A 24,046-nucleotide genomic window follows, 5' to 3' on the forward strand; every position below is an offset into this window, starting at 1 on the left:
GTTCGTCTGCCGTCCATCTCAATATGAAAAGCCTCCCCAATGCCAAAGGCACAAGGGAGGCTCTATTTATTCGGCGGATAACTCGCTTTCGGTTACCCATTTGTGGTTGGTGACTTCTTCATCGGTATCAGTCGTTGTAAAGTCGACCATGTAGACAGTGGTTTGTTCAGCCGAATCGATGGTCGCCGTGGCACCTTCCATGCCTTCCATATGATCAGTAGCGATCGCGGCTTCGTCGCCAGCAGAAAGCGGTGTATCGCCCGGATCTTCCAATTCTTCGTGAATGACCCATTTATGGTTTTCTACCGGTTCACCGCCAGTAGTTGGCGTAAAGCTCAATGCGTAGACCGTTGTATCGTATGCGCCGACGATGGTCGCGGTCGCACCGTCCATGCCCGGCATATGGTCAGCGTTCATGATGGCTTGGCTGCCGACTTCAAATGTTGGGCTTTCAGCTTCCGCCAATCCTTCCGGCACTTCGCCAGAGCTGGAGTGATCCATCCCGCCGTGGTCCATTTCTTCGTCCATATTATCATCCATGTCTTCATTCATTTCGCTTTGGTTGTCAGGATCAGCCGGGTTCATCGAGTCTTCTTCCGTATCACCGCAAGCTGCCAGCGTAACAGCGGTCAGCGCTGACATTGCCATCAGCAGAAATTTGTTTTTTGTCATAGGAATCCCTCTTTCATTGCTTTAGTTTCTACACTGTACCCAAATATTGTGCAAATGCTGTGCAGAATCTGCACAAAAAATCAAAACTTTTCTTGTACAATAAAAGATAACAGGACGACAGGAGGATGAATGGCATGAACAGAAAATGGATGTTGGCTCCGTTGATGATGGGTTTGCTGATTGCTGGGTGCACAGAAACTGAGGAAACCGAAGCGCCAGACGCAGAAAATTCAACAAGCACCGAAGCCAACGAAACCAAAGAAACCAAAGAAGAATTTGAAGTGGCGTTCGATGGCCGCCTGGACCATGTCCATGGGATGGGATTTATCGAAAGTGAAGAAGGCCTGTATTTTGCATCGCATCATGGCTTGAAGATTTACCGCGATGGGGAATGGCTGGAAACGAGCGACAACTTTCATGATTACATGGGATTTAATGCAGTCGACGATGGTTTTTACACATCTGGACATCCGGGATCCGGTTCCATGATGCAAAATCCAATCGGGATACAGCGCAGCATGGACGGTGGACGTTCGCTCGACCATATGGGCTTTGAAGGCGAAACCGATTTTCATGGCATGGCAGCCGGCTATCGCAGCCACCACTTGTTTGTCATGAATCCACAGGAAAATTCGCAGATGGGACCAGGGTATTTCCGCAGCGAAGATGACGGAGAGCAGTGGCAGCAAGTAGAGGGCAGCGGACTGGAAGGCGAAATTTCGGCTTTTGCCATGCATCCGAGCGATTCGCAATTGATTGCTGCTGCGACGACGGAAGGAATCTTCTTGTCGGAAGACGGCGGTGACAGTTTTGTGCTGCTGACAGACGATGGGATTTATGGAACTGCCGTGTTCTTTGGTGAAGAGGCGCTGTACTACGCAACTTATAGCACAGAGGCAGAGCTCATCGAGTATACTTGGGAAAATGGTGAACAGCAGGCGCTCGAATTGCCTGACCTTCCGGAAGACGGCATTATGTACATGGCACAAAACCCGTCCAACGCAGCAGAACTGGCTATTTATACAGCGGCGGGCCACGCTTTTCTTTCCGAAGACGGCGGGGACACGTGGAGTCAAATCCTGAATGCCGGCCAAGTAGAATAACAACGGAGGTCCCTATGTTCAATAAATTATCCCTGAAAATCGGTTTGTTGTTTTTTATCTTTATTTTAATTATTGAAGCGTTCCTGTTTTCAACACTTTATTTCACGTTGGTCAATGAACGCGTCGATGAAGTGATGGAGAATTTATTGGCGCGGGGTGAAACGCACAGCGATGTGCTGGAAGACAGCTTTGAGGAGATGACCCTGGAGCATGTCGGCATGATGGAGTCGGCATCTGATTTTATTGTCGTAATTACTGACGAGACAGGTGAGATTCTGGTCAATTCCGATGCGTTGGAACCTGAAATGCTTGAGGTGCTGGGCCATACTGATTTTGCAGCCGTGCCTATAGATGGAGAAATAATAGAAGAAAATTGGCAGGATCAGCGCTATATAGCGACCGACAGCCCAATTACGATTGATGGGGTGCATGAGGGCCACGTCTTTATGTTTGCGCCGACCGATAATGTTGAACGCATCATTGATCATTTGAAAAGCCAGTTTCTCCTGGTCGGCATCATCACCGTTCTTTTGACTATTGTCACAATTCTGCTGCTGTCGCGGCTCATCACCTTGCCGCTGATCCGCATGAAAGAAGCGGCCGAGCAATTGAGCCAGGGCAACAACCATGTCGATTTGACGAATGAACGAAACGATGAGCTAGGGGAGTTGGCGAATGCCATCACCAAACTGTCGGCAGATCTGGACCGGCTGAAAAATGCCCGCAATGAGTTCCTGTCGAGCATTTCGCACGAGTTGCGGACGCCGCTGACTTATATTAAAGGCTATGCCGATATCCTGGCGCGGCCGGACACGACAGAGCAGGAACGTGAGGAATACATGAACATCATCAGGGAAGAAGCTGCTCATTTAACGATGCTGGTCGGAAATTTGTTCGACTTGGCCAAGCTCGACCGCAACCAATTTACGATTGAACAACGGGACGGTTCCATTGCAGAACTATTGGGGTCGGTTGCAGTTTTGGTAAAACCAGCATTTGATGAGGAACAAATTGAGCTGTCGATGGACTGCAGCGATGATATGCAGGCTTCCATCGATCCGGAGCGCATTCAACAGGTACTGCTGAACATTCTCGATAATGCCCGCAAACATTCGATGGCCGGCGATCGTGTGGTGGTGGAATGCAGCGAGGAAATGGACGGCATCGCCATCCGCATCAGTGATGAAGGGCAGGGAATTCCTGAAGAGGAACTGCCTTTTGTCTTTGACCGGCTATACCGTGTCGAAAAATCGAGATCGCGCGAACGGGGCGGTTCAGGACTCGGTTTGGCAATTGCCAAGGAAATCGTTGAGTCGCATGGCGGCCGGATTCGCATCGACAGCAAGTTCGGCAAAGGGACAGCAGTCACAGTTCGATTGAAAAGGGGTGGAGACCATTCATAAAGTGCTGCTGGTGGACGACGAAAAACGGATGCTCGACCTGGTTGCGCTGTATTTGCGGCCGCATGACTATGCCTGCACAAAAGCCGACAGCGGTAAACAGGCATTGGATTTACTGAACAAAGAGGCTTTCGATCTGGTGCTGCTCGATATTATGATGCCGGACATGGATGGCTGGGAAGTATGCCGTGAAATCCGCAAATCTTCCAATGTGCCGATCATCATGCTGACAGCCCGCGAACAGCAGGAAGATATTGTCAAAGGCCTGCGTCTCGGTGCCGATGATTACATGACCAAGCCATTTGGTGAAGAAGAGTTGCTTGCGCGGATGGAAGCTCTGCTGCGCCGCAGCCTCCCGGCAAAACGCATTGAATTGCAGGGATTGGTATGGGAAGAGGAGCGTTTCGAGTTGAGCTACAACCACAAACCCGTCCGCCTGACCCCAAAAGAGTTTTCGATGCTCGGCCTCCTGATGAAAAATCCGAATAAAGTATTTGAACGCGATCGGCTGCTGGAACTGGTGTGGGGCTTTGATTCGGAAACAGAGGGCCGCACCGTCGATTCGCATGTCCGCAACATTCGTGAAAAAATCCGTCAGGCCGGCTTTCCCATCGATGAACATTTTCAGACGGTATGGGGCATCGGCTATAAATGGGTCAATTAGAAAACCGCTGCAGATCGGCTCTGCAGCGGTTTTTCGCGCGGCAATATTTTCTGCCGTGCTTGTTTGGGCATTCTGTGTTGAATGGTGGCGGGAATTCGCGAACGACCGCAAATTCGGCTGAACGCCCATAAATCTTTCGGAGCGCCCACAAATTTTTCTGAACGACCGTAAATCTCGCCGAGCGACTGCAACTCCAGCTGAGCGACTGCAAATCGACAGTGCCACATGAAAATCCAAAACCTAAACCAATCGCTCGCCCGAAACCGACCGCGCAGCGTGAATGCCACTGGCTGCAGCCCCGATTGTTCCGCCGCCAGGGAAGACGTGATCCCCGCAGACGTAAAGGTTCGGCAAGCCGGAATGATGCGATATGGAGTTGAACAAAGCAGCATCCAATGTTTGCGGAAAGCCGCCGACCAAACCGTTTGTCCGTCCGGCAAAACGCTCCCAGGCTCTAGGGGCACCGCTTTCCATATGGACGACGGCTTCCCGGAATTCAGGGACAACCCTTTGAATGGCCTGCAGCATGCGCTCTGTTAAAAGCTCCCGGGCATTTTCATATTTTTCCTGGCTGTCCCATTCCTGGACGCGCGAATGCGTGGAAATGGTCACTGTCTGGAAGCCTTCAGGCGCACGAAGCTCGTCGCCGGGAACAGACGAAGACATAAAAAAATGACCGCCTTCCGCAAGGCCAGCGCCTGTAGAAATCTGGCGGAACGGCGGCAGCGGTTCGCTCAGTTTGCTCGAATCGACAGCCAAATAAAGCGTCAGCGTCGTCCAGGTTTCTCCAGCGATGCCGTCGCGCAAAGAAACTTTCAGCTTGGCTACCAGCTCTGGCGCCAAAATTTTGGGCAATTGCTGGATGGGTACATTCAGGATAACATTTGTCGCTTCATAGACATTGCCGCGATGATCGGTGGCGACCCATAAATCGCCTTGCCGTTCCAGCTTTTCGAGGGTGCGCCGCTTTTTCAGCACACCGCCGCTGTCCTTCAGGCTATCGCCCATCAGTTCAGAAAAACGGTACAAACCGCCTGGCACGTAATAAGCCCCTTCGTGATAAATATCAAGCGCCACTGCGGACAATAAATACGCCACGTCTTCGCTGCCAGTTTGCATGCTGTCGATCAGCAGGCCATCAAGCATATGGCGAAACTCTTTCAAATCATGGAGGCCATGCTTTTTCAGCCGCTGCCCCAAGGTTTGATTGAAGAAAGGCAGGAGTTTGATATGTTTGGGGCGCATGGATTTTGTCAGGAATGCCCATTCGTTTGCCGTTGCGGGAGGCAGGGAGGGGAGCGGATCCATCAATGTCCGGACGATGGCTGCGGTGTGGTGAATCTCTTTGTAGAACGCGTGAATCCGATCGCTGTGTTCGGGAAAATGCGCCGCTACGCCGTCAACATGGCGCGTGCGGTCCCGGTGGAAAACGAACGTCGCTTCGGGATGGACCATTTCCATCACCTGTTCGAGCGGTTCGATGGCCAGCGGCGTACCAAGAAAACGGAAGACACGTTCATGGATGCCCCCAGGTTCCAGGCCCATGCCGAGTGTTGCGCCAGCGGGGAATATATACTTGTTGCGCTTGAATTTTCCAGCGCAGCCGCCGAGTTCTGATGATGCTTCCAGCAGCGTCACCGGCCATCCTGCTTTCGCCAGCAGTGAACCCGCTGTCAACCCGCCGATGCCGGCGCCTATTACCAATACTGTTCGTGCCATCCGAATCCACTCCTTTGACTCCATTATGGCGATAAATCGCAAAGCCTGCCAATACAAAAGCCCGGCTGCAGGGGAATTCCCAACAGCCGGGCACTTGGTTAAAAAATTAGGCCACGCTTCGGCAAGCTTCTGCGCATTTTGCACAGGCTTCTGCACATTTCTGGCAATGGTCGTGGTCGTGTTTCGAACATTCTGCAGCACATGCCTCGCAAATAGCCGCGCAAGCTTGTGCCAGTTCAGCAACAAATGGCGAGTTGCGGGTAATCGCGTGCTCCAGATACGCACAAATGTCTGCGCATTCACGGTCGAGGCGAATGCATTGTGCCATCATTTTCACGTCTTCTTCCTGCAAGCATGCGTCAAAACAGTGGTTGCACGCTGCTGCGCAATCGTGCAGAGTTTTAATCAGTTCTGCATGTTGTTCATGTGCCATCAATAAAACCTCCAGTTTCAGATTTTGTTGCTTCTCTCTTTCGTTTCCCTTTAGATTGCCAGTTAAACAGAAAAAGAAGAACTCCACAAAAACTGCACAATCAGTTTTCTGGCGGGCCTTTCAAATTGCGCAGCTGCTCATCGTATTCTTCTTTGCTGATTTCTCCGTTAACGTAGCTCTGACGCAGTGCTTCTGCTGCTTTATTCGGCGTACTTGGTTCAGTGCTGGCTGCTTTGTTGCGTGCTTTGATCAGCGTAAACCAAAGAACGGTTCCGATGCCGGCCAACAGAACGATAAAGCCAACAGCGATGGTTATGCCAAGCGCCTGGTTGCCGGGTGTAAAAAATTCTCCCATTAGTTTCGACTCCCTTTCTTTACTAGAACTTTTATCGTTTTTCCAAACTCTTCATGCGCTTATGAAACTCTTCTTCGCTGATTTCGCCTTTGGCATACTGTTCTTTCAGCAGCTTTGACTGTTTATTCTGCGGAGGCAAAGGGGGACGGGGCATTCCTTTTCGGCTGGCGTAAATCACCAATCCGACAAACGCAATGACCAGAAATACCAGAAACAACAGCATCCACAGGTATAGCGGAATTCCTGGATTGAAGGAATTAACATCCACAGCTTCCATGCTTTCACGCTCCTCCTTTAAATAAAGTCACGTCTGGTTATATGTTCATTTTACACGTTTCCACTCGTAAAGATGAGAACAATTAACGAATCAATAAATCAAAAAATACGAATGGAAAATTCTGATATTTATGCTACGATATGTATACAAGCAAAAGGAGGCATTTTCATGTTCGTATATAAGATTGATGAAGATTTATCCCTCAAAATTCAGGAAATGCGTGACGCTGAACGAATTTTCGAACTGACCGACTCATCCCGGGAATATTTGAAAGAATGGCTGCCATGGCTGGCGTTTACAAATGAATTGCAGGACACAAAAGATTTTATCAAATCCGGAAGCAGCAATTTTGTTGAAGGCAAAAGCCTCGGTGCAGTTATTCTCTACAAAGGAGAAATTGTTGGGATTGGCGGTTTCAATAATATCAACCATGCCAACAAAACGGCGTACATTGGCTACTGGCTTGGCCAGGAATACCAGGGCAAAGGCATCATGACCCGTGTAGCCAAAGCTTTGACCGATTACGCGCTGACTGATCTTCAGCTCAATAAAGTTGAAATCCGCGCAGCGGCCGAGAACCACAAAAGCCGCAGCATTCCGGAACGCCTCGGCTACACCGAAGAAGGCACCATCCGCCAAGCTGAATGGCTGCACGACCATTACGTCGACCATGTGGTTTATGGCATGCTGGCTTCTGAATGGAAATAAGAAAAGTGAAAGCAGCCGTTTAGCTCCGACAATAAGAAAAGCGGAAGCGCTCACAAAAAAACCCAGCAAAGCAGCCCACACGCTGCTTTGCTTTTTTTGAAATGAGCGTAGAATACAAAGTAACAGGAGGCTTTTATTCGATTGGAGGGAATGCAAATGGACAGCAGCATCTCCATCAACAAGCTCAGCAAAGTTTACGGCAAGACATCTGTGCTTCGTGAAGTGGATCTGCAAGTTGCAGGCGGCGAGGTTTTTGGGTTGATTGGACCATCGGGTTCGGGAAAAACGACTTTGGTGAAGATGATCGTCGGCATCGATTCGCCGAGCGGCGGCACGGTAGATGTGCTCGGCAAACGGGTGCCGAATCTTTCGCTGCTCCAGGACATTGGCTATATGGCGCAATCGGACGCGCTGTATCCGGAATTGACCGGACGGGAAAATTTAAGCTTTTTCGCTTCATTGTACAAAATGAAAAAGACGGTTCTGAAAGAAAGAATTGCCTATGCGGCCGATTTGGTCCAGCTGACTAATGAACTGGGCAAGAAAGTCTCGGCTTATTCAGGCGGCATGAAGCGGCGATTGTCGCTGGCCATTGCGCTGGTTCATGATCCGCAAATCCTGATTCTCGACGAACCGACCGTCGGCATTGACCCGGAACTTCGGTTATCCATCTGGAGAGAGTTGATGCTTTTGAAAAGGGAGCAGGGCAAGACCATCATCGTCACGACGCATGTCATGGACGAAGCGGAAAAATGCGACCGCATTGCCATGGTCCGTGAAGGCGGGATTCTGGCAGCCGGTACACCGGAAGAATTAAAGCTGGCTTACGGTGCGGCAGATTTGGAAGGCGTCTTTTTGCAGGCAGGGAGGAATGCGCGATGAGAGTCCTGGTTTTGATCAAACGCATCATGCTGCAGCTGCTGCGCGACAAACGGACGATGGCGCTGCTGTTTTTTGCACCGCTCATTGTTTTGACCTTGATGTATTTCTTTTTTAACGGCGACAATGACAACCCGCAGCTTGGGGTGGTCGGAGGCAATGAACAGCTCGTCGCTGCGTTGGAAAATGCATCGATTGATGTGGTTTCTTATGATGAAGCTGACGATCAAACCATTATCGCTGATGAGTTGGACGGTTTGTTGGAAATAAGTGAAGGCGATTTCCAAATTACGCTGGAAAATAACGACCCAAGCACATCCCGGGCGTTGTTGATGCAGGTTACGCAAGCCGCATCGATGCAAGCCGGAGCCGGCGCACCTGCGAGCATCGATGCGGAATACATTTATGGGGATGCGGAAACTGAATTTTTTGATGTTCTTGGTCCAATCCTGGTCGGCTTTTTTGTGTTCTTTTTCGTGTTTTTGATTTCTGGAATCGGATTATTGAAAGAGCGGGTGTCTGGAACGCTGGAGCGGTTGCTCGCGACGCCAATCCGGCGCTGGGAAATTGTGCTGGCCTATCTGACCGGCTTTGGCATTTTCGCCATCATCCAGACCATCATCGTCGTATTCTACTCGATTCAAGTATTGGACATGGTCATGGTTGGACAGGTTTGGCACGTCATCGTTGTCAACCTGATGCTGGCTTTAGTAGCGCTGTCGCTCGGCATTTTGCTGTCGACTTTTGCATCTTCTGAATTCCAGATGGTGCAGTTTATTCCGATCGTCGTCGTTCCGCAAATCTTTTTTGCCGGCATCATCCCGCTGGAGGGCATGGCTGACTGGCTGCAAAACGTCAGCCGCATCATGCCGCTGTATTACGCGGCCGATGCCTTGAAAGCCATCATGTACAGAGGGGAAGGGTTGGCGGATGTGTCCGGCAATTTGCTGGCGCTTGCTGCGTTTGCCGCGGTTTTCATCTTCCTGAACATCATTGCCTTGAAGCGCAGCCGGAAATTATGAAAAAAATAGAGGCTGTCGCTGCGGTGGACAGCTCTTTTGCACAATGAAGTTTAGCTTTTGATGACTCTTTAGGTTAAAGCGGGAAACTTAATGAGGTCAGCAATTCCAGGTAGTGAAAGGCAGTTCGCGCAGGCGAACTGCTTCTTTTTGCGGGCTTGAATTGAGTATGGGTGGGAGTAGCAGGAAAACGGTTTAAGCAGAAACTTCAAATGCTCATGCAGCCCCTCGCTCAGTTTATAAATCGCCATATTGATCATCTCTTGAATGGGAAAACTGTGCGAATCCATGTAAGGATGCAAAAGGTTCAGGTAGCCGCTTCGAAAAGTCACGTAGCGATCCGGAACTTTCATGTAGCAATGTGAAATTCGTGTAAGGATGCAAAAGGTTCATGTAGCCGCCTCGAAAAGTCACGTAGCGATCCGGAACTTTCATGTAGCAACACAAAATTCATGTAAGAACGCCGATCCTTCATGTAGCCAACTAAATTCGTCACTTTGAAAAACCAAACCATCACCTAGAAACCCAAACCATCCATATAGAATTCAAAAATCCTCGCTAACAGCTACCTCTATCGGGCTACATTTGATAAAATTAACGTGCAGAGAAATTTTAGCCATTCGCAGTACCTAAAGGAGAGAATAATAGCATGAAATACTTTTTAATTGGAATTCTTATCGCCTTGGCAGGTGTGTTGGTTGCTTATGTGACGGACGATTGGTCATTGGTTTTCGTTATTAGCGGCCTGGCTGCCGGCATCGCATTGATTTGGGGCGTGTTGGCACTGGGGACAGGCAAGAACAAGTCGACGAGAACGACAAGTTCAGAAAAACGCCGGGAAAAGCAGCAGCGCGTTGCAAAAATGAAGAATGCAGTATTAGTAGCTGTACCGAATATCATCGCGGTCATCGTTAACTTGACGATGATTTCATAAAGCGGATGGGGTGAGGAGTTGTTAGGGTACTACAGCAGATTGTCATCGGAAGTTTACGATCTCGATAAACCGATCGGCAGTTCATTCGGGGACATCGAATATTACATGGAGCGGCTGGCTTCGTGCAAAGGGCGCATCCTGGAGCCGGCAGCGGGGACGGGGCGCATGCTCGTGCCGCTGTTGGAACAGGGATTTCAAGTTGACGGTTTTGATGTGTCTGATGAGATGCTCGAAGTGTGCCGGGCCAATTGCAAGGAGCGGGGACTGGCACCAAAGTTGTTTAACGCAAAAATGGAGTCGTTCTCGATCGAAGCAAGATACGCAGCGATCGTCATTCCGACAGGGACGTTCCTTTTGCTCCATGAACGCGAAGGGTCGCTTCAGGCTTTGCAAAATTTCCATCACCATCTGGAGACAGGCGGCCGTTTGATTGTTGATTTGCATGTGCCAGCTAACATCGAACTCGAAAAAACTTCGACGCGGACGTGGCAAGCCATCAATGGCGACACATTGACCGTCGAAAGCAAAAAAGTCGAAGTGGACTGGATCCGGCAATATTTTGTTTCGCAGGGTCGCTATGAACGCTGGCAAGAAGGCCGGCTGATTGAAACTGAACTTGAGCGTTATCCCATGCGCTGGTATGGCGTTGAGGAATTCAGGGCTATCCTTGAAAAGGTAGGCTTCAGCAATATCAGCATTTCAACTGGCTATCAATTTGGCAAGTACCCCCCCAATGCAGACGCAATCATTACTTTTGAAGCAACGAAATAGAAAAAACGAGGCGGATTGCGCCTCGTTTTTTCGTGGTTAAAATATGTGGTTTTTAATTTATTGTCCAGACTCCGGCGCCCAGCTCTTCGGGATATAAGCCACTCTGGCTGTGCGGCTGAAAACATGCCGCTTCGCCAGATCGTCTTACCCCTGTCAGAGCTGAACAGGCGCCTCCGCTTTTCTCTATTGTCCAGACTCCAGCGGCCAGCCCCTCGAGTCGCTTCAGCCTTACTGGAAATGGCTGAAGAACGCCATTACCTGCAAGGCTTCCAGCGCTAGTCGGGGCTACACGGCTGCCTCCGCTTTTCGTTATTTCCTATTCAATTCCACCGCATCCCAAATCAGCAGCTTCAGTTCATCAGCCCGTATTTCGTCGGTCCGGTTCAGCCGTACGTGGCGCATTTTCTTGCCATCGCCTTCCAACAGATTGGACTCGTCGCGAAGTTCCGAGCCGCGGTAAAACCCGAAGTTGACATGGCCTTTGGCAGTCTGCATATAGCATACGAGACCCTCTTTGGCATAACTCGGATTGGCCCACTTAAAGCCCTCGTCGATTTCTGGATAAGCTTCAAATACCAACGTGCGCAGCTGCTCGACGATTTCCTGTGTCGGACTTTCCAGCCCTTCGATAAATGTATCTACTTGCGGATCTTTGATCGGATGCATAAATGGACTCCCCTTAATTCGTTTTGGATGATACCAGTAAAAAACGTACATCTTGCTCCGTTAAGTTGAACCAATAATGTTTTTTGCGCGCATCGAACATGGTCGATTGCTGCGGCGCGAGCTCGGTGCGTTCGCCGTCGACTTCAACCGTCAACATCCCATCCACGACGAATAAAAACTCATAGCCGCTGTGTGCAAAGGCATTGCCCTTTGAATCGCCGGGTTTTAATGTCACCAGCATCGGGACGAAATTGGCTTCTTTAACGCCATGCGACAAGTCCTTGTAATAAAACTGTTCCAGGCGCGCAGCCCAATCAATTTCCTCGGTTTCATTCGCAAAAAACAGGCTGGGATCGACGTTCAGGGCATCTGCTATTTTGCGCAGCGATTCCAGCGTCACACTTGATTTGCCGCGCTCGACTTGCGACAGGAAGCTGATGGAGACATCGGTCTGTTCCGCCAGCTCCTTCAAGGTCATCTTCCGTTCCTTGCGAAGGCTTTTTAATGTAATCCCAATTGTTCCGTCCGACATGCAGAAACCCCACTTTGCTAAATGTTCTGCCCTCATCATACCGTACATGAGGATGAAATAAAATTGTGACAGGTTGTTGACAGAATATTGCTAACTGACTAAACTGTTGAAAAGGGAGAATTAAAGTGTCACTTCAATTTATTCACAAGGGGGAATTGGGATGGATAAAAAGCAAACACGCAAAGTATTAACGGCAAGTCTTGTGGGGAGTTCGATTGAATGGTTTGATTATTTTCTGTACGGGACAATGGCGGCATTGGTGTTTAACCAATTGTTTTTCGTCAATGAAGATCCAACGGTCGGGCTGATGCTCGCTTACGCATCTTTCGCGCTATCATTCTTTATCCGTCCATTTGGCGGCATCATCTTCAGCCATATCGGCGACCGGATCGGCCGCAAAAAAACATTGGTCATCACTTTGAGCTTGATGGGGTTTGCGACATTCGCCATGGGGCTTCTGCCGACCTATCAGGCAATCGGTGTCGCAGCGCCAATCTTGCTGATTTCGCTTCGCCTGATCCAAGGGCTTGGCATTGGCGGCGAATGGGGAGGGGCATTACTCCTCGCAACAGAATATGCACCACCTGAAAGACGCGGATTTTTCGGCAGCATCCCGCAGATGGGCGTGACGATCGGAATGGTCATGGGCACCTTGGCGCTGTACGTCATGACGCTGTTGCCGGAAGCGGCATTCATGAGCTGGGGCTGGCGCGTACCATTTATCCTGAGTGCATTTCTAGTGGTCTTTGGTCTTTGGATCCGTAAAGGCATCGATGAAACACCCGAGTTCAAGGCGGTTCAGGCATCCGGTGAAATTCCGAAGCTGCCAATCGTTGATACCTTGAAATACCATTGGCGTGAAGTGCTGATTGCTATTGGGGCAAAGGTTGTCGAAACGGCTCCATTTTATATTTTCGGTACTTTCGTAGTATCATATGCAACAACCAACCTCGAATTCTCGAGAACAGCCACATTGGCCGCAGTCATGATTGCGACCGTCATCACGACCATTTTGATTCCAATCATGGGTGCTTTATCTGACCGTGTCGGACGCAAAAAAATGTACATTACGGGGTCAGTCGCAATGGCGCTGTTCGCCTTTCCGTATTTCTGGATGCTGCAGCAAGGATCTGTAACATTATTGATTGTCGCCACGATCATCGGCCTTGGCATCATCTGGGCACCGATTACAGCAGTTCTCGGCACGATGTTCTCGGAAATTTTCGATGCTAAAGTGCGCTATACTGGTGTGACATTGGGTTACCAGATTGGTGCAGCCTTAGCAGGAGGAACGGCGCCTTTAGTTGCGACATTCCTGCTCGCCACATTCGATAATTCGTATGTGCCAGTTGCGCTTTACATTATTCTGACGGCGGTCATTTCGCTGCTGTCCATTTGGGCAGTGAAAGACTTGAGCGGCAAACAGGGACAACCCGCACCGAAATTAGTGGCAAAAGAAAGCCGTGGTTAAGTGGATCGTTTTTTAGGAGGATTACTCATGCTTATCATCAACGAACAGCAGATTCAGCAACAATACCTTATGATTGACGCCATCCGTGATGTTGCGGAAATGCTTCGGGCCAAGCAACAGGGCCAGATCAACAGTCCGCACCGCACCGTTCTCGATTTTCCGGAACGGCAGGCATCAGCGCTTTATATGCCAAGTGCCGATATGGCGAATAAAATCTCAGGGGTCAAAGTTGTCACCATCTTCCCGGAAAATCCGGCACAGGGCAAGCCGACCACGCAAGGCGTCATCTTGCTGTCCGACGGCGACAACGGGGAGCATGTCGCAATGATGACCGCTTCCTATTTGACCCGCTTGCGCACCGGTGCACTCAGCGGTATCGCAACAGATCTATTGGCGCGCAAGGAAAGCCGCGTGCTGACCGTTATCGGGACAGGGGCGATGGCGTTCGAGCAGGTGCTGGGGGTACTGGCAGTTCGGCCGATTGAACAGATCATCCTGGTCAACCGGACACCAGAAAAGGCGGAGCGCTTTGGCGAAAGCCTCATGGCGTTCGGCATCGAAATTCCCTATACTGTTGAAACCATCGTCTCCTCAGCGGTGCAGCAGGCGGATATCATTTGCTGCGCAACGCGGTCGAACGAGCCAGTCTTTAATGGAGAAGATTTAAAGCCAGGCACGCATATCAACGGTGTCGGTTCTTACTTGCCGAGCATGCGTGAAATGGACGAAACGACCATACTGCGCGCCGACAAAATTGTTGCAGATGACATTGCTGGCGTCAAAGGCGAAGCAGGTGAGCTGATCCATAGCGCAGAAAATGGCACCTGGTCATTCGATCAACTGCACGCCGAACTTGGCCAACTGGTTGTCGGAGAAGCTGCCGGGCGCGAGACGGAATCCGAAGTCACTTTCTTTAAATGCGTAGGCGCTGCCTATTTCGATTTAGCTGTTGCTAAAGGCGTCTACCGCAAAGTAGAGGCGAGTGGAGCGGGTACGGAAGTAGAATTGTAAATTTGATTTTAGAAGAAATCCCGTAAGCAGCTTTTTGCGCTTACGGGATTTTTTAGGTGAAAGTTTTGGTTGTTTAAGAGAAGAATTGTGGTTTTACGTGTAGTTTTTGAGTTCTTACAAGGATTTTGTGTGGCTACATGAAGGTTACGGGTTTCTACATGAGAGTTCGCAGCTTCTACGTGAAGCTTTTGAGTTCTTACACGGATTTCGTGTTTCTAGCTGAAGGTTAGGCGGTTCTACCTGAACGTTTGCAGCTTCTACGTGAAGCTTTCGAGTTCTTACACGAATCTCCTGCTTCTACCTGAAAGTTTCATACTCCTACATGAAGGTTTTCGGTTTTTACCTGAACCTTTTTGGTGCTATAGGAATGTCAGCTACTAATAGATCCCGTTGACACTCCACAATCCAAGTTCAAGCGCGCAAAAGGATGCAGTTCGCTCGCGCGAACTGCATTTTACTAAATGGCATCGCTGTTCTTTGTGGTTGCCCATTACAATAAGCAAGTACCTGTTTCTATCGGGCAAGCTCAGATTTCGTCATTCTGCAATTTAACCTAAATTCGCAAAAAGTAAAGCCATCTATAGTAAAACTTAGTTTGCAAATAAATTTACAAATTTACATAAAAAAGTAACTCTATTAATAGTGCTTTTGTATAATGAAGAAAAGGACAAGGGGTTCTTCAGTAATGGTCAATCGCCATGCTGAAAGGGATCCTTTCAGACGTTGAAAAAATATAAAAGAAAAGCAACACGCCAAAGCGCATTGCTGGTTATTCCTCAATATGGCCGATGGCTTTTGCAGGATTGCCGCCGACGATGGTATTGGCAGGTACGTTTTTTGTGACAACGGCACCGGAAGCGATGATGGCATTGTCGCCGATTGTGACGCCGGGGTTGATAACCGCACGGCCACCGATCCAGACGTTATGTCCGATGGTAACAGGCTTGCCGAATTCTTTTCCGGAATTTCGCGCAGCCGGTTCGAGCGGGTGTGTAGCTGTGTAAATGTGGACACCTGGTGCAATCATGCAATTGTCGCCGATGCGTATTTCGCAGACATCCAGAAACACGCAGTCGAAATTGGCATAGAAGTTTTCGCCGACATGCATATTGAAACCATAATCACAGCGAATGTTAGGTTCGGCAAAGAGGATTTCACCGGTCGAGCCGAATAGTTTTTTCAGCAGGTCGGTGCGGTCCTGGCCATCCATTTCGGTTGTTTCGTTGAACAGCCGGCTAAGCCTGCGGGCATTCATGCGGTTTTGGCGCAGCTCGGAATCCTGCGGATCGTACATTTCACCAGCCAGCATCTTTTCTTTTTCCGTTTTCATGGGTTAGCCTCCCTGCAAGAATAATAGTAAACCGATTGTATCACAGCCAATTTGAAAAATACTTAGTAAATTTATGGAATATTCTTTATAATAGAGAGAGACAGGAGTGAATTTTATGAAAGCAATCAACAACAAAGTCATAGGCTATAAAGAAATTGAAGTACCTTACACAGTCGTGCTGACAGAAGACTACACAAAAAAATTGGCCATCTTTTTGCCGGGTGCTGGATATACAACAAAAAGCCCGCTGTTCCATTTTGCGGAAGAAATTTTTCTGAATGAAAACTACGATGTCCTGCGGGTTAATTACCAGTACACCGACAAAGCGTATGATGGGTTCACGATGAATGAATTGGACGAAGCGATTCTCCACGACGTGCGCTTGGTCATCGGTGAAGCGCTCAAAGGCAGAAACTATCAGGAGTTCTACCTGGTCGGCAAATCACTGGGCACCATCGCAATGGGCGCCGAAATGAAACGGCGGGAATTCAGCGAAGCCAAAGCTGTTTGGGTAACGCCGCTGTTAAACCGGGAAGAGGTCCTTAACACCATGGTCAACAGCAGGAATCCTGCACTATGCTTCATTGGCGACAAAGACCGCTACTACTCGCCAGGAGCCTTCGAACTGCTGAAAACGAACCCGAACCTGGAGGCAACTTTGTTGCCGGACATCAACCACCGATTGGATTGTGAAACCGATCCACTAAAATCGATCGATGCCTTAAAGCAGATCATTGCTGGAATCAAGAAATTTTAATAGGAGCTGTCCGCGTAATTGCGGACGGTTTTTTTGTTGGGGAGATGGTTGGTTTCTGTATCTCATTTATCCATTGAAAATAAAAAACTGCCGGAAGAATATCCGGCAGTCTGTGGAGATTTCTTTATAGTATAAGCACCAGCCCAGCTTAACGGATGCGCAGCTCAGACTCACTGTCAAAGAAATGTGCTTTATTCATGTCGAACGCCATATCGATTGTCGTGCCGGCTTCGACGTTAAAGCGTGAATCGACGCGCGCAACAAAATCCTGATCGTTGACTTGGGAATAAAGAATGATTTCAGAACCCATCAACTCTGCAACTTCAATGTATGCTTTGAGTCTGGTATGCGGCGAATGTTCAAGGAAGAGCGGCTCGTCATGGATGTCTTCAGGACGGATTCCGAGAACAACATCTCTCGTTTCGTAGCCTTGTTCTTTAAGCATCTTCAGCTTGCCTTCAGGGATGCGGATATTATTGTCGCCCATCACAAAGTGTTCGCCGACTAATTTGCCGCGCAGGAAGTTCATGGACGGCGATCCGATAAATCCGCCAACGAACATGTTTTCTGGCAAGTCATATACTTCTTTAGGTGTACCGACCTGGTGGATAAATCCATCTTTCATAACAACCAAGCGTGTCGCCATCGTCATAGCTTCTGTCTGGTCATGCGTTACGTAGACAGTAGTCGTCTGCAGACGGCGGTGCAATTTCTGGATTTCTGCACGCATCTGGACACGCAGTTTTGCATCCAGGTTTGATAAAGGCTCATCCATCAAGAAAACTTTCGCATCACGGACAATGGCGCGTCCTAGAGCAACACGCTGGCGCTGACCGCCTGATAGCGCTTTTGGTTTGCGGTTCAAATAGTCATCCAGTCCGAGGATTTTTGACGCATTGTCAACGCGGGCTTTGATTTCGTCTTTTTTCATTTTGCGCAACTTTAAACTGAATGCCATATTTTCATAAACGGTCATGTGCGGATACAGTGCATAGTTCTGGAATACCATTGCGATGTCGCGGTCTTTCGGCGATACGTCGTTGACTCTTCTGTCGCCGATGTACAAATCACCTTCCGTGATATCTTCCAAACCAGCAATCATGCGGAGTGTTGTTGATTTCCCGCAGCCTGAAGGGCCGACAAGCACTAAAAATTCCTTGTCGCGGATTTCTAGGTTGAAGTCTTTTACAGACACCACACCTTTTTCATATTCTTTTTTAATATTCACTAATGATAAGCCAGTCATTTGCTTTCCCCCAATATTGTAATGTCATTGGTAACAGCATAACCGATAGCCGATTTTAAGAGAATGTCAAAACTGCCTAAAAATGAAAGCGCTTTTTTGTGCACATTTACTTTTCGATCAATATCGCCAAATAAACGGCCATGGCGTGGTCGAACTTGCGGACATCAATGCCGGTGTTTTCGTGGAACCGGTCGAGCCGGTATTGCAGGCTGTTCCGGTGCATATGCAAAGCTTTCGAGGTTTCGGAAATATTCAAGTTGTTGCGGACAAAAGTTTGCAGCATTTTTATGGTTTCTTCATCATCCTGATAGGCCTGCAGGATGGTTTGCCTGATATCACTGAGCACGTGCTCCTCGGTTTGGCCGATCAGCAGGTAAGGAACAGCGTCAACATAGCCGGTCACTGTTTTATTGGAATAAATGCCCATCATTTTCGCTGTCTCGATCACCGACCTGTAATGGGCTGCCGCAAGGGTCAGGCTGTCCCGGAAAGGACCGACAAAAAATCGTATTTTGACGTAAAGGTCGCTCATCAAAATATCGATAATTTCATCGTAGGAAATGGGACCATCCTCTTTTGCCATGTGTTCGACAAGGATTCCTTCGTGATCATTTTCCCACAGGATGGAAACTTGCTGTGCGGTAAAATCATTCACGGCATGTTTAAATGCCACAGGGCTGATCTGCTTTTCCTGGATTGAAAAATGGACAAAACGGTACAGCGAGTCCAGTGGAAATTCAATCGCTTCTTCCGGTGTGGATGAGTTTACTGCAGCAAGCCATTTCTTTTCTTCGTCCGTATGGATCGGGAACTTTGGGTTGTATGGAGTAAGAAATGCGGACAGCAACGATAAATCTTTTTGGGCCAGCTCTGTTTCATGGATGCCGACAACTACGCCATCTGCTGCAGAAAACCATTTGTAGTCCGGATCGGCAGCGGAAGCACCTTGTGTATAAACTTGAAGCGAAGGATAGATTTTACTCAATTGGCTGATCATCAAATACCTCTTTTCAACTGAATTTTCCTGATGGCAGCCTGCTCTTGTATTTAGTGCAGGTCTGATTGCTGTTCTAGTGTATTCATTATACCGTAAAACGGATGATCGAAAGGGGACAAACGTTCCCTTTTTGTGTATACTTAATCTAGAAAAACCGTGAACGGTGTTATTAACTTGTTAGAGGGATGATGAATTGAACAAAAAAATGCTCAAACTATTTGACGAGCAGCGCGATGCCCATGTGCTGTATTCGTACGAAGAAAACCAAAACTATATTGAAAATGTTGTAGCTTACGCAAAGCACGGTGTCGAAGCCGGGGATTACGTCATCCTGATTGAAAATCCGCGCCTATCTCCAATGATCAAAGCTGAGCTGGAAATCCAGCTTACCAAGAGTCAGATGGATTTTATCCATTTTGTAAGAAGTTTTGATTTTTATTATTCCAGCGGCAGTTACCATCCGCCTGCAATCCAGGCGTATTTCGAAAAAACTGTGGAGCCTTATTTAGAAAAACGAGCGACTTTCCGTTCTTGGGCTCATGTTGAATGGGCGACGATGAAAGATCCAATCCACCTGATAGAGGATTTCGAAAGAATTATTGATGTAGCAGTTAAGGACCTGAACTTTCCGTTGATTTGCGCTTATGCCAATAGAGCGCTGCCTGCTCCGATTAAAAAAATGCTGTTGGAAACTCATCCGTACGTTTTGGTTGAAGATGACGTGGTCGCATCAGATTTGTACCTTGCAACAGAATCCTAACATCCATAGCAATCCACGCACCGAACAATCGGAACGCGTTCAATCACTGATGGGGGAAACCCACGGTGGTTTTTTTTATAGGATTTATAAAAGAAAATTCTTGAAATTGATAGGATCAAAAATAAATTCTCGGCAATTAGTTGGCAATTCAGCAAATTCATGTATGATGTTAGAATAATATTCACTAAAAGGAAAAGAGGGGGATTTATGGACGAGTGGTGGAAAAAGTCGACAGTGTACCAAATTTATCCGCGGAGTTTCATGGACTCCGATGGTGACGGGATCGGCGATATTCGCGGCATTATTCAAAAGCTAGACTACTTGCACGGCCTTGGTGTAGACATTCTTTGGCTTTCGCCGATCTATGATTCACCGAACGATGACAATGGCTACGACATCCGGGATTACTACCAAATCATGCAAGAGTTTGGCACGATGGCTGATTTTGATGAGCTGTTGTCGGAAGTCCATGCTCGCGGCATGAAACTGGTAATGGACCTTGTTGTCAACCACACTTCCGACGAGCACGAATGGTTTAAAAATCATCCTGACTTTTACATATGGCGCGATACACCCACCAACTGGCGTTCATTTTTTGGCGGTTCGGTTTGGGAATATCAAAAAGAACGAGGCCAATATTACTTGCACTTATTTTCGAAAAAGCAACCGGATTTGAATTGGGACAACCCCGAGCTGCGTAAGACAGTTTACGAAATGATGCGTTGGTGGCTTGAGAAAGGTGTCGACGGTTTCCGCATGGACGTCATCAATATGATTTCAAAAGTGCCGGACATGCACGATGCGCCAGGCGGCGATGGCAGCCACCAATTCCTGAACGGGCCGAACGTCCATACATACTTGAAAGAGATGAACAAGGAAGTGCTGTCGAAATACGACATCGTCACGGTGGGCGAAATGCCGGGCACCACACCGAAAGAAGCCCGCGACTACACTGCTGCCAAGAATCAGGAATTGAATATGATTTTCACATTCGAGCATATGGGCCTTGACCAGGCATCCGGCGAAAAATGGGATTTGAAAGAGCTGTCCTTGATCGACTTAAAAGAGAATATGGAAAAGTGGCAGCATGGACTCCACGCCGAAGGCTGGAACAGTTTGTACTGGAACAACCATGACCAGCCGCGCATCGTTTCGCGCTTTGGCGATGATACGGATTGGCGCGTTGAATCAGCGAAGATGCTCGCCACGTGCCTTCATTTTATGCAGGGTACACCGTATATTTACCAAGGTGAAGAACTCGGAATGACCAATGTTCGCTTTGATTCGATCGACGATTATAAGGACATCGAGACCTTGAATATGTATAAAGAAAAATGTGAAGCAGGTATTCCGCATGATGATATCATGGAGAAGATCTATGTTAAAAGCCGTGACAATGCCCGGACACCGATGCACTGGTCGGCAGAGCCGAACGGCGGTTTTACGACAGGGACGCCGTGGCTGAAAGTCAACCCAAACTACACGGAAATCAACGCTTTGCAGCATATGGATCCGGATTCGGTTTATCAATACTACAAAAAACTAATCAGTCTGCGCAAGAAGATGGACATCATCACCCATGGCGATTTCGAGCTGCTGTACCGTGAAGACGGTGAAATTTTTGCCTATACGCGCTCATGGGCAGAAGAAAAGCTGACCGTCTATTGCAATTTCTCGAAAAACATCAAATCGGCTGCTCGCCCGATAGGCAGTGTGCTGATTGGCAATTACGCAGGAGAGAACGAAGAAAGTGAAGTTCTGCTGCGGCCATACGAAGCAATTGTCTTTTACCAGCAATGAACAAAAATATGAACACTAACTAGGAGGAGCTATGGCAAAAGTATTAGGAGTCGACATTGGCGGAACCAAGGTCCGGATGGGCGTTATTGATGACCTTGGCCAAATTTTATACGATGAACAAATTCCAACCCAAATCCCGTTGTATCCCTATCTGGAAGAAAACATTCTTCGCGTTCTGGCTGCGCAGCCGGACGTCAGCGCGATTGGCGTCGGCACGCATGGCTTTGTCGATCCGAAGCAGGGAAAAGTAATTTATGCGGCAGAGACTCTCCCAGGCTGGACCAACACACCTGTTAAGGAATGGCTGGAAAAAGCGACAGGAAAACGTGTGGAAGTGGAAAATGATGCAAACGCTGTAGCGCTGGCAGAAGCGAAGTTCGGTGCTGCGCGGGGGCTTGATCGTGTCGTTGTGTTGACGCTCGGCACCGGCCTTGGGGGTGGAGTGTTGTGGGACGGCAAACTGTTAAGCGGCGGCCCTCATGGAGGGGCGGCAGAACTCGGGCATATGATCCTTTATCCAAACGGCGTTAAGTGTGCGTGCGGAAGGCTGGGATGCAGTGAAATGTACGTCTCCGGAACAGCGCTGCGCCGGCGCATTCGGGAAGCGGGACTAGCTATCACACCGCCTGAACTTTTTGAAAATGCACGGACGGATCCGAAAGCTAGGCAAGTGGTGGAAGAGTTTACTGGAGACTTGGCGCTTGTCATCAGCAGCCTTCAGGCGGCATTTGATATGGAGATGGTCATCATCGGCGGCGGCGTTTCAGAAGCTGCCGACCTTTGGATGGAGTCGCTCCAGCGCCAGCTGAAGCCTATGCTGTTAAATCCATTGGATGTCGAAGTGGCGCGTTTTGAAAACGATGCCGGCATTTTAGGGGCAGCTTTGCTCGTATTGGAAAATTAGAAAGATTACCCCAATCAGTTTTAGAGCAGGAGCGGCAGTGCAGCCGATCCTGCTTTTTCTTTTCAGCATGAAAAGAGTTCCAGCCAAGAAAAAACTTTGAATTAATTTAAAATTGCATCTTGTGCAAACGTTTACACGATGTTATGATCGAAATAATTAATTGGTGGAAACGCTCTCAATCTTGTTTCCATTTTTTATTTGCAGCTTTATGCAAACGATTGCACAACAATTTAAAGGGGGATTTTGGGATGAGGGAATTAAAGTTCAGCAAGGGGTTAGTAGCATCATTGATGCTGTCAGCAGCAGTTTTGGCAGGGTGCAATAGCGATGGGGAGGAAAATGCTTCAGGATCTGACGGGGAACAGGTAACCGTTGATATTTTCCAATTCAAAGTGGAGTTTAAAGACCAGTTTGAAGATGTCGTGGCCCAGTATGAAGAAGAGAATCCGGACGTCAACATTGAAATCACGACTGTCGGCGGGGGGGAAGATTACGGCGCAGCCCTTCGTTCACGCTTTGCATCCGGCAACGAGCCGGCGATCTTTAACATCGGTGGACCTCAGGATGTTGCCGACTGGAAAGATAATTTATCAGATCTTGCAGACACAGGAGCTGCCGGCGCAGCACTTGAAGGAACGCTGGATGGTGTAACGGTTGAGTCTGAAGTGCTCGGTCTTCCATATAACCAGGAAGGGTACGGATTTATCTACAACACACGCTTGTTCGAAGAAGCTGGAATTGATCCTGCATCCATCACGGATTTTGCAGCTCTTGAAGAAGCTGTAGAAACACTCGATTCGCAAAAAGAAGAGCTTGGCCTTGAATCGGTCTTCGCTTTCCCAGGAAAAGAAACATGGGTGACCGGCCTTCATTTGTCGAACACCTTCCTGGCACCTGAATTTGACAACAACGTGTTAACAGCATTTGACGCGAAGACGGTTGATTTCAAATACGCTGACGGCTTCAAAAAAATCGTTGACTTGCAAAACGAATATTCGAAACAGCCAACAGTAAGCCTTGACTACTCTCAACAAGTAGAAGAGTTGTTCTCGCTGGAACGCGTAGCGATCATCCAGCAAGGAAACTGGGCTTACGGCTCGATCGCCGGCATTGATCCTGAACTGGCAGACAATGGCGTAGGCATGATGCCGATTCCGGTTGAAGGAATGGACAATGCAGGTTTGCCGGTTGGCGTACCGATGTATTGGGGCGTAAACAAACAAGCGGATGAAAAAGTTATTGAAGAATCGAAAGCATTTTTAGATTGGCTTTACACATCTGACGCAGGCAAAACGGCTGTAGTGGAAGACTTCAAATTCATTCCTGCTTACGAAGGCTATGACACGTCGAAGATCACCGATCCAATGTCAAAAGCAATCTATGATGCATCCGAGTCAGGCAACACAATCGGCTGGGTCTTCATGGGTTATCCGACTGGCTGGGGAGAAGATGTACTTGGAGCCAATATCCAGAAATACTTGAGTGAAGAAGCAAGCTGGGATGAAGTCATTGATTCGGCTAAAGAAGCTTGGGAATCAGAGCGGGCTGAATAAGACAAATCAAATCAATCTTCATCATTTGAGTGTTTAACAAAGTAGCCTCTGTGCTACTTTGTTTTATTACCAGGGCGAACGCGCA

General features: G+C 48.4%; 25 protein-coding genes. 15 read left to right on the top strand and 10 right to left on the bottom strand.

Annotation, left to right across the window (positions count from 1 at the left end; genetic code table 11):
• Positions 1-66 precede the first annotated feature (66 nt).
• The gene (locus tag GJB59_RS04285) at positions 67-672 is read right to left on the bottom strand and encodes a YdhK family protein (protein WP_142829193.1); all 606 of its coding nucleotides are present in this window, start codon (positions 670-672) and stop codon (positions 67-69) included.
• 134 nt (positions 673-806) lie between these two features.
• Here GJB59_RS04285 and GJB59_RS04290 point away from each other — a divergent pair, with 134 nt between their 5' ends.
• From GJB59_RS04290 to GJB59_RS04300, 3 genes are read left to right on the top strand one after another with little or no spacing between them, the layout of a single operon-like run.
• Entirely contained in the window at positions 807-1,775 is a 969-nt protein-coding gene (locus GJB59_RS04290; protein WP_142829195.1) for a F510_1955 family glycosylhydrolase, read from the top strand.
• A gap of 14 nt (positions 1,776-1,789) precedes the next feature.
• Positions 1,790-3,178 carry a sensor histidine kinase gene (locus tag GJB59_RS04295; protein WP_142829197.1) on the top strand — a complete coding sequence of 463 codons (1,389 nt, stop codon included), beginning with the start codon at positions 1,790-1,792 and terminating at the stop codon, positions 3,176-3,178.
• On the top strand, positions 3,171-3,839 hold the full coding sequence (locus tag GJB59_RS04300) for a response regulator transcription factor (RefSeq protein WP_185960100.1): 669 nt from the start codon (positions 3,171-3,173) through the stop codon (positions 3,837-3,839). Before GJB59_RS04295 ends, GJB59_RS04300 begins: the two co-directional genes overlap by 8 nt.
• A 240-nt stretch (positions 3,840-4,079) precedes the next feature.
• Here GJB59_RS04300 and GJB59_RS04305 read toward each other — a convergent pair whose 3' ends face one another.
• From GJB59_RS04305 to GJB59_RS04320, 4 genes are all read right to left on the bottom strand, one after another.
• A complete protein-coding gene (locus GJB59_RS04305) occupies positions 4,080-5,558 on the bottom strand; it encodes a phytoene desaturase family protein (protein WP_142829199.1) in 1,479 nt (492 codons plus the stop codon).
• Positions 5,559-5,664: 106 nt separating this feature from the next.
• Positions 5,665-5,991: a four-helix bundle copper-binding protein gene (locus GJB59_RS04310; protein ID WP_142829201.1), complete on the bottom strand. Its 327-nt coding sequence runs from the start codon at positions 5,989-5,991 to the stop codon at positions 5,665-5,667.
• Between the two features lie 100 nt (positions 5,992-6,091).
• Positions 6,092-6,346, bottom strand: a complete 255-nt coding sequence (locus GJB59_RS04315; RefSeq protein ID WP_142829225.1) for an SHOCT domain-containing protein — start codon at positions 6,344-6,346, stop codon at positions 6,092-6,094.
• Between the two features lie 31 nt (positions 6,347-6,377).
• Entirely contained in the window at positions 6,378-6,623 is a 246-nt protein-coding gene (locus GJB59_RS04320; protein ID WP_142829227.1) for an SHOCT domain-containing protein, read from the bottom strand.
• A gap of 168 nt (positions 6,624-6,791) precedes the next feature.
• Here GJB59_RS04320 and GJB59_RS04325 point away from each other — a divergent pair, with 168 nt between their 5' ends.
• The 5 genes from GJB59_RS04325 to GJB59_RS04345 all read left to right on the top strand — a co-directional run bounded on the left by GJB59_RS04325 (position 6,792) and on the right by GJB59_RS04345 (position 10,934).
• Entirely contained in the window at positions 6,792-7,331 is a 540-nt protein-coding gene (locus GJB59_RS04325) for a GNAT family N-acetyltransferase (RefSeq protein WP_142829229.1), read from the top strand.
• 156 nt (positions 7,332-7,487) lie between these two features.
• Positions 7,488-8,213, top strand: coding sequence for an ABC transporter ATP-binding protein (locus GJB59_RS04330; RefSeq protein WP_142829231.1), 726 nt, complete (start codon positions 7,488-7,490; stop codon positions 8,211-8,213).
• On the top strand, positions 8,210-9,232 hold the full coding sequence (locus GJB59_RS04335; protein WP_142829233.1) for an ABC transporter permease: 1,023 nt from the start codon (positions 8,210-8,212) through the stop codon (positions 9,230-9,232). The genes GJB59_RS04330 and GJB59_RS04335 overlap by 4 nt, the downstream gene beginning before the upstream one ends.
• A gap of 646 nt (positions 9,233-9,878) precedes the next feature.
• The gene (locus tag GJB59_RS04340) at positions 9,879-10,163 is read left to right on the top strand and encodes a DUF5316 domain-containing protein (RefSeq protein WP_142829235.1); all 285 of its coding nucleotides are present in this window, start codon (positions 9,879-9,881) and stop codon (positions 10,161-10,163) included.
• 18 nt (positions 10,164-10,181) lie between these two features.
• The gene (locus GJB59_RS04345; RefSeq protein WP_142829238.1) at positions 10,182-10,934 is read left to right on the top strand and encodes a class I SAM-dependent methyltransferase; all 753 of its coding nucleotides are present in this window, start codon (positions 10,182-10,184) and stop codon (positions 10,932-10,934) included.
• A gap of 309 nt (positions 10,935-11,243) precedes the next feature.
• Here the strand turns inward: GJB59_RS04345 and GJB59_RS04350 are convergent, their stop codons facing one another.
• Positions 11,244-11,600: a DUF1801 domain-containing protein gene (locus GJB59_RS04350; RefSeq protein ID WP_142829240.1), complete on the bottom strand. Its 357-nt coding sequence runs from the start codon at positions 11,598-11,600 to the stop codon at positions 11,244-11,246.
• 13 nt (positions 11,601-11,613) lie between these two features.
• A complete protein-coding gene (locus GJB59_RS04355) occupies positions 11,614-12,132 on the bottom strand; it encodes a helix-turn-helix domain-containing protein (protein WP_142829243.1) in 519 nt (172 codons plus the stop codon).
• A 160-nt stretch (positions 12,133-12,292) separates the two neighbouring features.
• On the opposite strand from GJB59_RS04355, the gene GJB59_RS04360 reads away from it, so the two are divergent.
• Together GJB59_RS04360 and GJB59_RS04365 are read left to right on the top strand one after the other, a co-directional pair.
• Entirely contained in the window at positions 12,293-13,603 is a 1,311-nt protein-coding gene (locus GJB59_RS04360; RefSeq protein ID WP_142829244.1) for an MFS transporter, read from the top strand.
• 27 nt (positions 13,604-13,630) lie between these two features.
• Positions 13,631-14,614: an ornithine cyclodeaminase family protein gene (locus GJB59_RS04365; protein ID WP_142829245.1), complete on the top strand. Its 984-nt coding sequence runs from the start codon at positions 13,631-13,633 to the stop codon at positions 14,612-14,614.
• Between the two features lie 769 nt (positions 14,615-15,383).
• Here GJB59_RS04365 and GJB59_RS04370 read toward each other — a convergent pair.
• A complete protein-coding gene (locus tag GJB59_RS04370; RefSeq protein WP_142829247.1) occupies positions 15,384-15,944 on the bottom strand; it encodes a maltose acetyltransferase domain-containing protein in 561 nt (186 codons plus the stop codon).
• Positions 15,945-16,059: 115 nt separating this feature from the next.
• Here GJB59_RS04370 and GJB59_RS04375 point away from each other — a divergent pair, with 115 nt between their 5' ends.
• Positions 16,060-16,701: an alpha/beta fold hydrolase gene (locus GJB59_RS04375; protein ID WP_142829249.1), complete on the top strand. Its 642-nt coding sequence runs from the start codon at positions 16,060-16,062 to the stop codon at positions 16,699-16,701.
• A 148-nt stretch (positions 16,702-16,849) separates the two neighbouring features.
• Here the strand turns inward: GJB59_RS04375 and GJB59_RS04380 are convergent, their stop codons facing one another.
• Positions 16,850-17,947 carry an ABC transporter ATP-binding protein gene (locus GJB59_RS04380; protein WP_142829251.1) on the bottom strand — a complete coding sequence of 366 codons (1,098 nt, stop codon included), beginning with the start codon at positions 17,945-17,947 and terminating at the stop codon, positions 16,850-16,852.
• A gap of 106 nt (positions 17,948-18,053) precedes the next feature.
• Positions 18,054-18,944 carry a PucR family transcriptional regulator gene (locus GJB59_RS04385; protein ID WP_142829253.1) on the bottom strand — a complete coding sequence of 297 codons (891 nt, stop codon included), beginning with the start codon at positions 18,942-18,944 and terminating at the stop codon, positions 18,054-18,056.
• Positions 18,945-19,137: 193 nt separating this feature from the next.
• Here GJB59_RS04385 and GJB59_RS04390 point away from each other — a divergent pair, with 193 nt between their 5' ends.
• The 4 genes from GJB59_RS04390 to GJB59_RS04405 all read left to right on the top strand — a co-directional run bounded on the left by GJB59_RS04390 (position 19,138) and on the right by GJB59_RS04405 (position 23,961).
• Complete coding sequence (locus tag GJB59_RS04390; RefSeq protein ID WP_142829255.1) at positions 19,138-19,704, top strand: MEDS domain-containing protein; 567 nt, start codon at positions 19,138-19,140, stop codon at positions 19,702-19,704.
• A gap of 207 nt (positions 19,705-19,911) precedes the next feature.
• Positions 19,912-21,504: a glycoside hydrolase family 13 protein gene (locus GJB59_RS04395; protein WP_142829257.1), complete on the top strand. Its 1,593-nt coding sequence runs from the start codon at positions 19,912-19,914 to the stop codon at positions 21,502-21,504.
• 31 nt (positions 21,505-21,535) lie between these two features.
• Positions 21,536-22,408: an ROK family protein gene (locus GJB59_RS04400; RefSeq protein WP_142829259.1), complete on the top strand. Its 873-nt coding sequence runs from the start codon at positions 21,536-21,538 to the stop codon at positions 22,406-22,408.
• Positions 22,409-22,656: 248 nt separating this feature from the next.
• Positions 22,657-23,961 carry an ABC transporter substrate-binding protein gene (locus tag GJB59_RS04405; RefSeq protein WP_142829261.1) on the top strand — a complete coding sequence of 435 codons (1,305 nt, stop codon included), beginning with the start codon at positions 22,657-22,659 and terminating at the stop codon, positions 23,959-23,961.
• The last annotated feature ends 85 nt before the right edge of the window (positions 23,962-24,046 follow it).

The organism is Planococcus soli (genome assembly GCF_016881065.1).
Classification (GTDB): domain Bacteria; phylum Bacillota; class Bacilli; order Bacillales_A; family Planococcaceae; genus Planococcus; species Planococcus soli.

Excerpts from the sequence above, each read along its gene's own strand:
- GJB59_RS04285 (WP_142829193.1), bottom strand. The coding sequence starts at position 672 with ATGACAAAAAACAAATTTCTGCTGATGGCAATGTCAGCGCTGACCGCT.
- GJB59_RS04290 (WP_142829195.1), top strand. The coding sequence starts at position 807 with ATGAACAGAAAATGGATGTTGGCTCCGTTGATGATGGGTTTGCTGATT.
- GJB59_RS04295 (WP_142829197.1), top strand. The coding sequence starts at position 1,790 with ATGTTCAATAAATTATCCCTGAAAATCGGTTTGTTGTTTTTTATCTTT.
- GJB59_RS04305 (WP_142829199.1), bottom strand. The coding sequence starts at position 5,558 with ATGGCACGAACAGTATTGGTAATAGGCGCCGGCATCGGCGGGTTGACA.
- GJB59_RS04310 (WP_142829201.1), bottom strand. The coding sequence starts at position 5,991 with ATGGCACATGAACAACATGCAGAACTGATTAAAACTCTGCACGATTGC.
- GJB59_RS04315 (WP_142829225.1), bottom strand. The coding sequence starts at position 6,346 with ATGGGAGAATTTTTTACACCCGGCAACCAGGCGCTTGGCATAACCATC.
- GJB59_RS04320 (WP_142829227.1), bottom strand. The coding sequence starts at position 6,623 with ATGGAAGCTGTGGATGTTAATTCCTTCAATCCAGGAATTCCGCTATAC.
- GJB59_RS04325 (WP_142829229.1), top strand. The coding sequence starts at position 6,792 with ATGTTCGTATATAAGATTGATGAAGATTTATCCCTCAAAATTCAGGAA.
- GJB59_RS04330 (WP_142829231.1), top strand. The coding sequence starts at position 7,488 with ATGGACAGCAGCATCTCCATCAACAAGCTCAGCAAAGTTTACGGCAAG.
- GJB59_RS04335 (WP_142829233.1), top strand. The coding sequence starts at position 8,210 with ATGAGAGTCCTGGTTTTGATCAAACGCATCATGCTGCAGCTGCTGCGC.
- GJB59_RS04340 (WP_142829235.1), top strand. The coding sequence starts at position 9,879 with ATGAAATACTTTTTAATTGGAATTCTTATCGCCTTGGCAGGTGTGTTG.
- GJB59_RS04350 (WP_142829240.1), bottom strand. The coding sequence starts at position 11,600 with ATGCATCCGATCAAAGATCCGCAAGTAGATACATTTATCGAAGGGCTG.
- GJB59_RS04355 (WP_142829243.1), bottom strand. The coding sequence starts at position 12,132 with ATGTCGGACGGAACAATTGGGATTACATTAAAAAGCCTTCGCAAGGAA.
- GJB59_RS04360 (WP_142829244.1), top strand. The coding sequence starts at position 12,293 with ATGGATAAAAAGCAAACACGCAAAGTATTAACGGCAAGTCTTGTGGGG.
- GJB59_RS04365 (WP_142829245.1), top strand. The coding sequence starts at position 13,631 with ATGCTTATCATCAACGAACAGCAGATTCAGCAACAATACCTTATGATT.
- GJB59_RS04370 (WP_142829247.1), bottom strand. The coding sequence starts at position 15,944 with ATGAAAACGGAAAAAGAAAAGATGCTGGCTGGTGAAATGTACGATCCG.
- GJB59_RS04375 (WP_142829249.1), top strand. The coding sequence starts at position 16,060 with ATGAAAGCAATCAACAACAAAGTCATAGGCTATAAAGAAATTGAAGTA.
- GJB59_RS04380 (WP_142829251.1), bottom strand. The coding sequence starts at position 17,947 with ATGACTGGCTTATCATTAGTGAATATTAAAAAAGAATATGAAAAAGGT.
- GJB59_RS04385 (WP_142829253.1), bottom strand. The coding sequence starts at position 18,944 with ATGATCAGCCAATTGAGTAAAATCTATCCTTCGCTTCAAGTTTATACA.
- GJB59_RS04395 (WP_142829257.1), top strand. The coding sequence starts at position 19,912 with ATGGACGAGTGGTGGAAAAAGTCGACAGTGTACCAAATTTATCCGCGG.
- GJB59_RS04400 (WP_142829259.1), top strand. The coding sequence starts at position 21,536 with ATGGCAAAAGTATTAGGAGTCGACATTGGCGGAACCAAGGTCCGGATG.
- GJB59_RS04405 (WP_142829261.1), top strand. The coding sequence starts at position 22,657 with ATGAGGGAATTAAAGTTCAGCAAGGGGTTAGTAGCATCATTGATGCTG.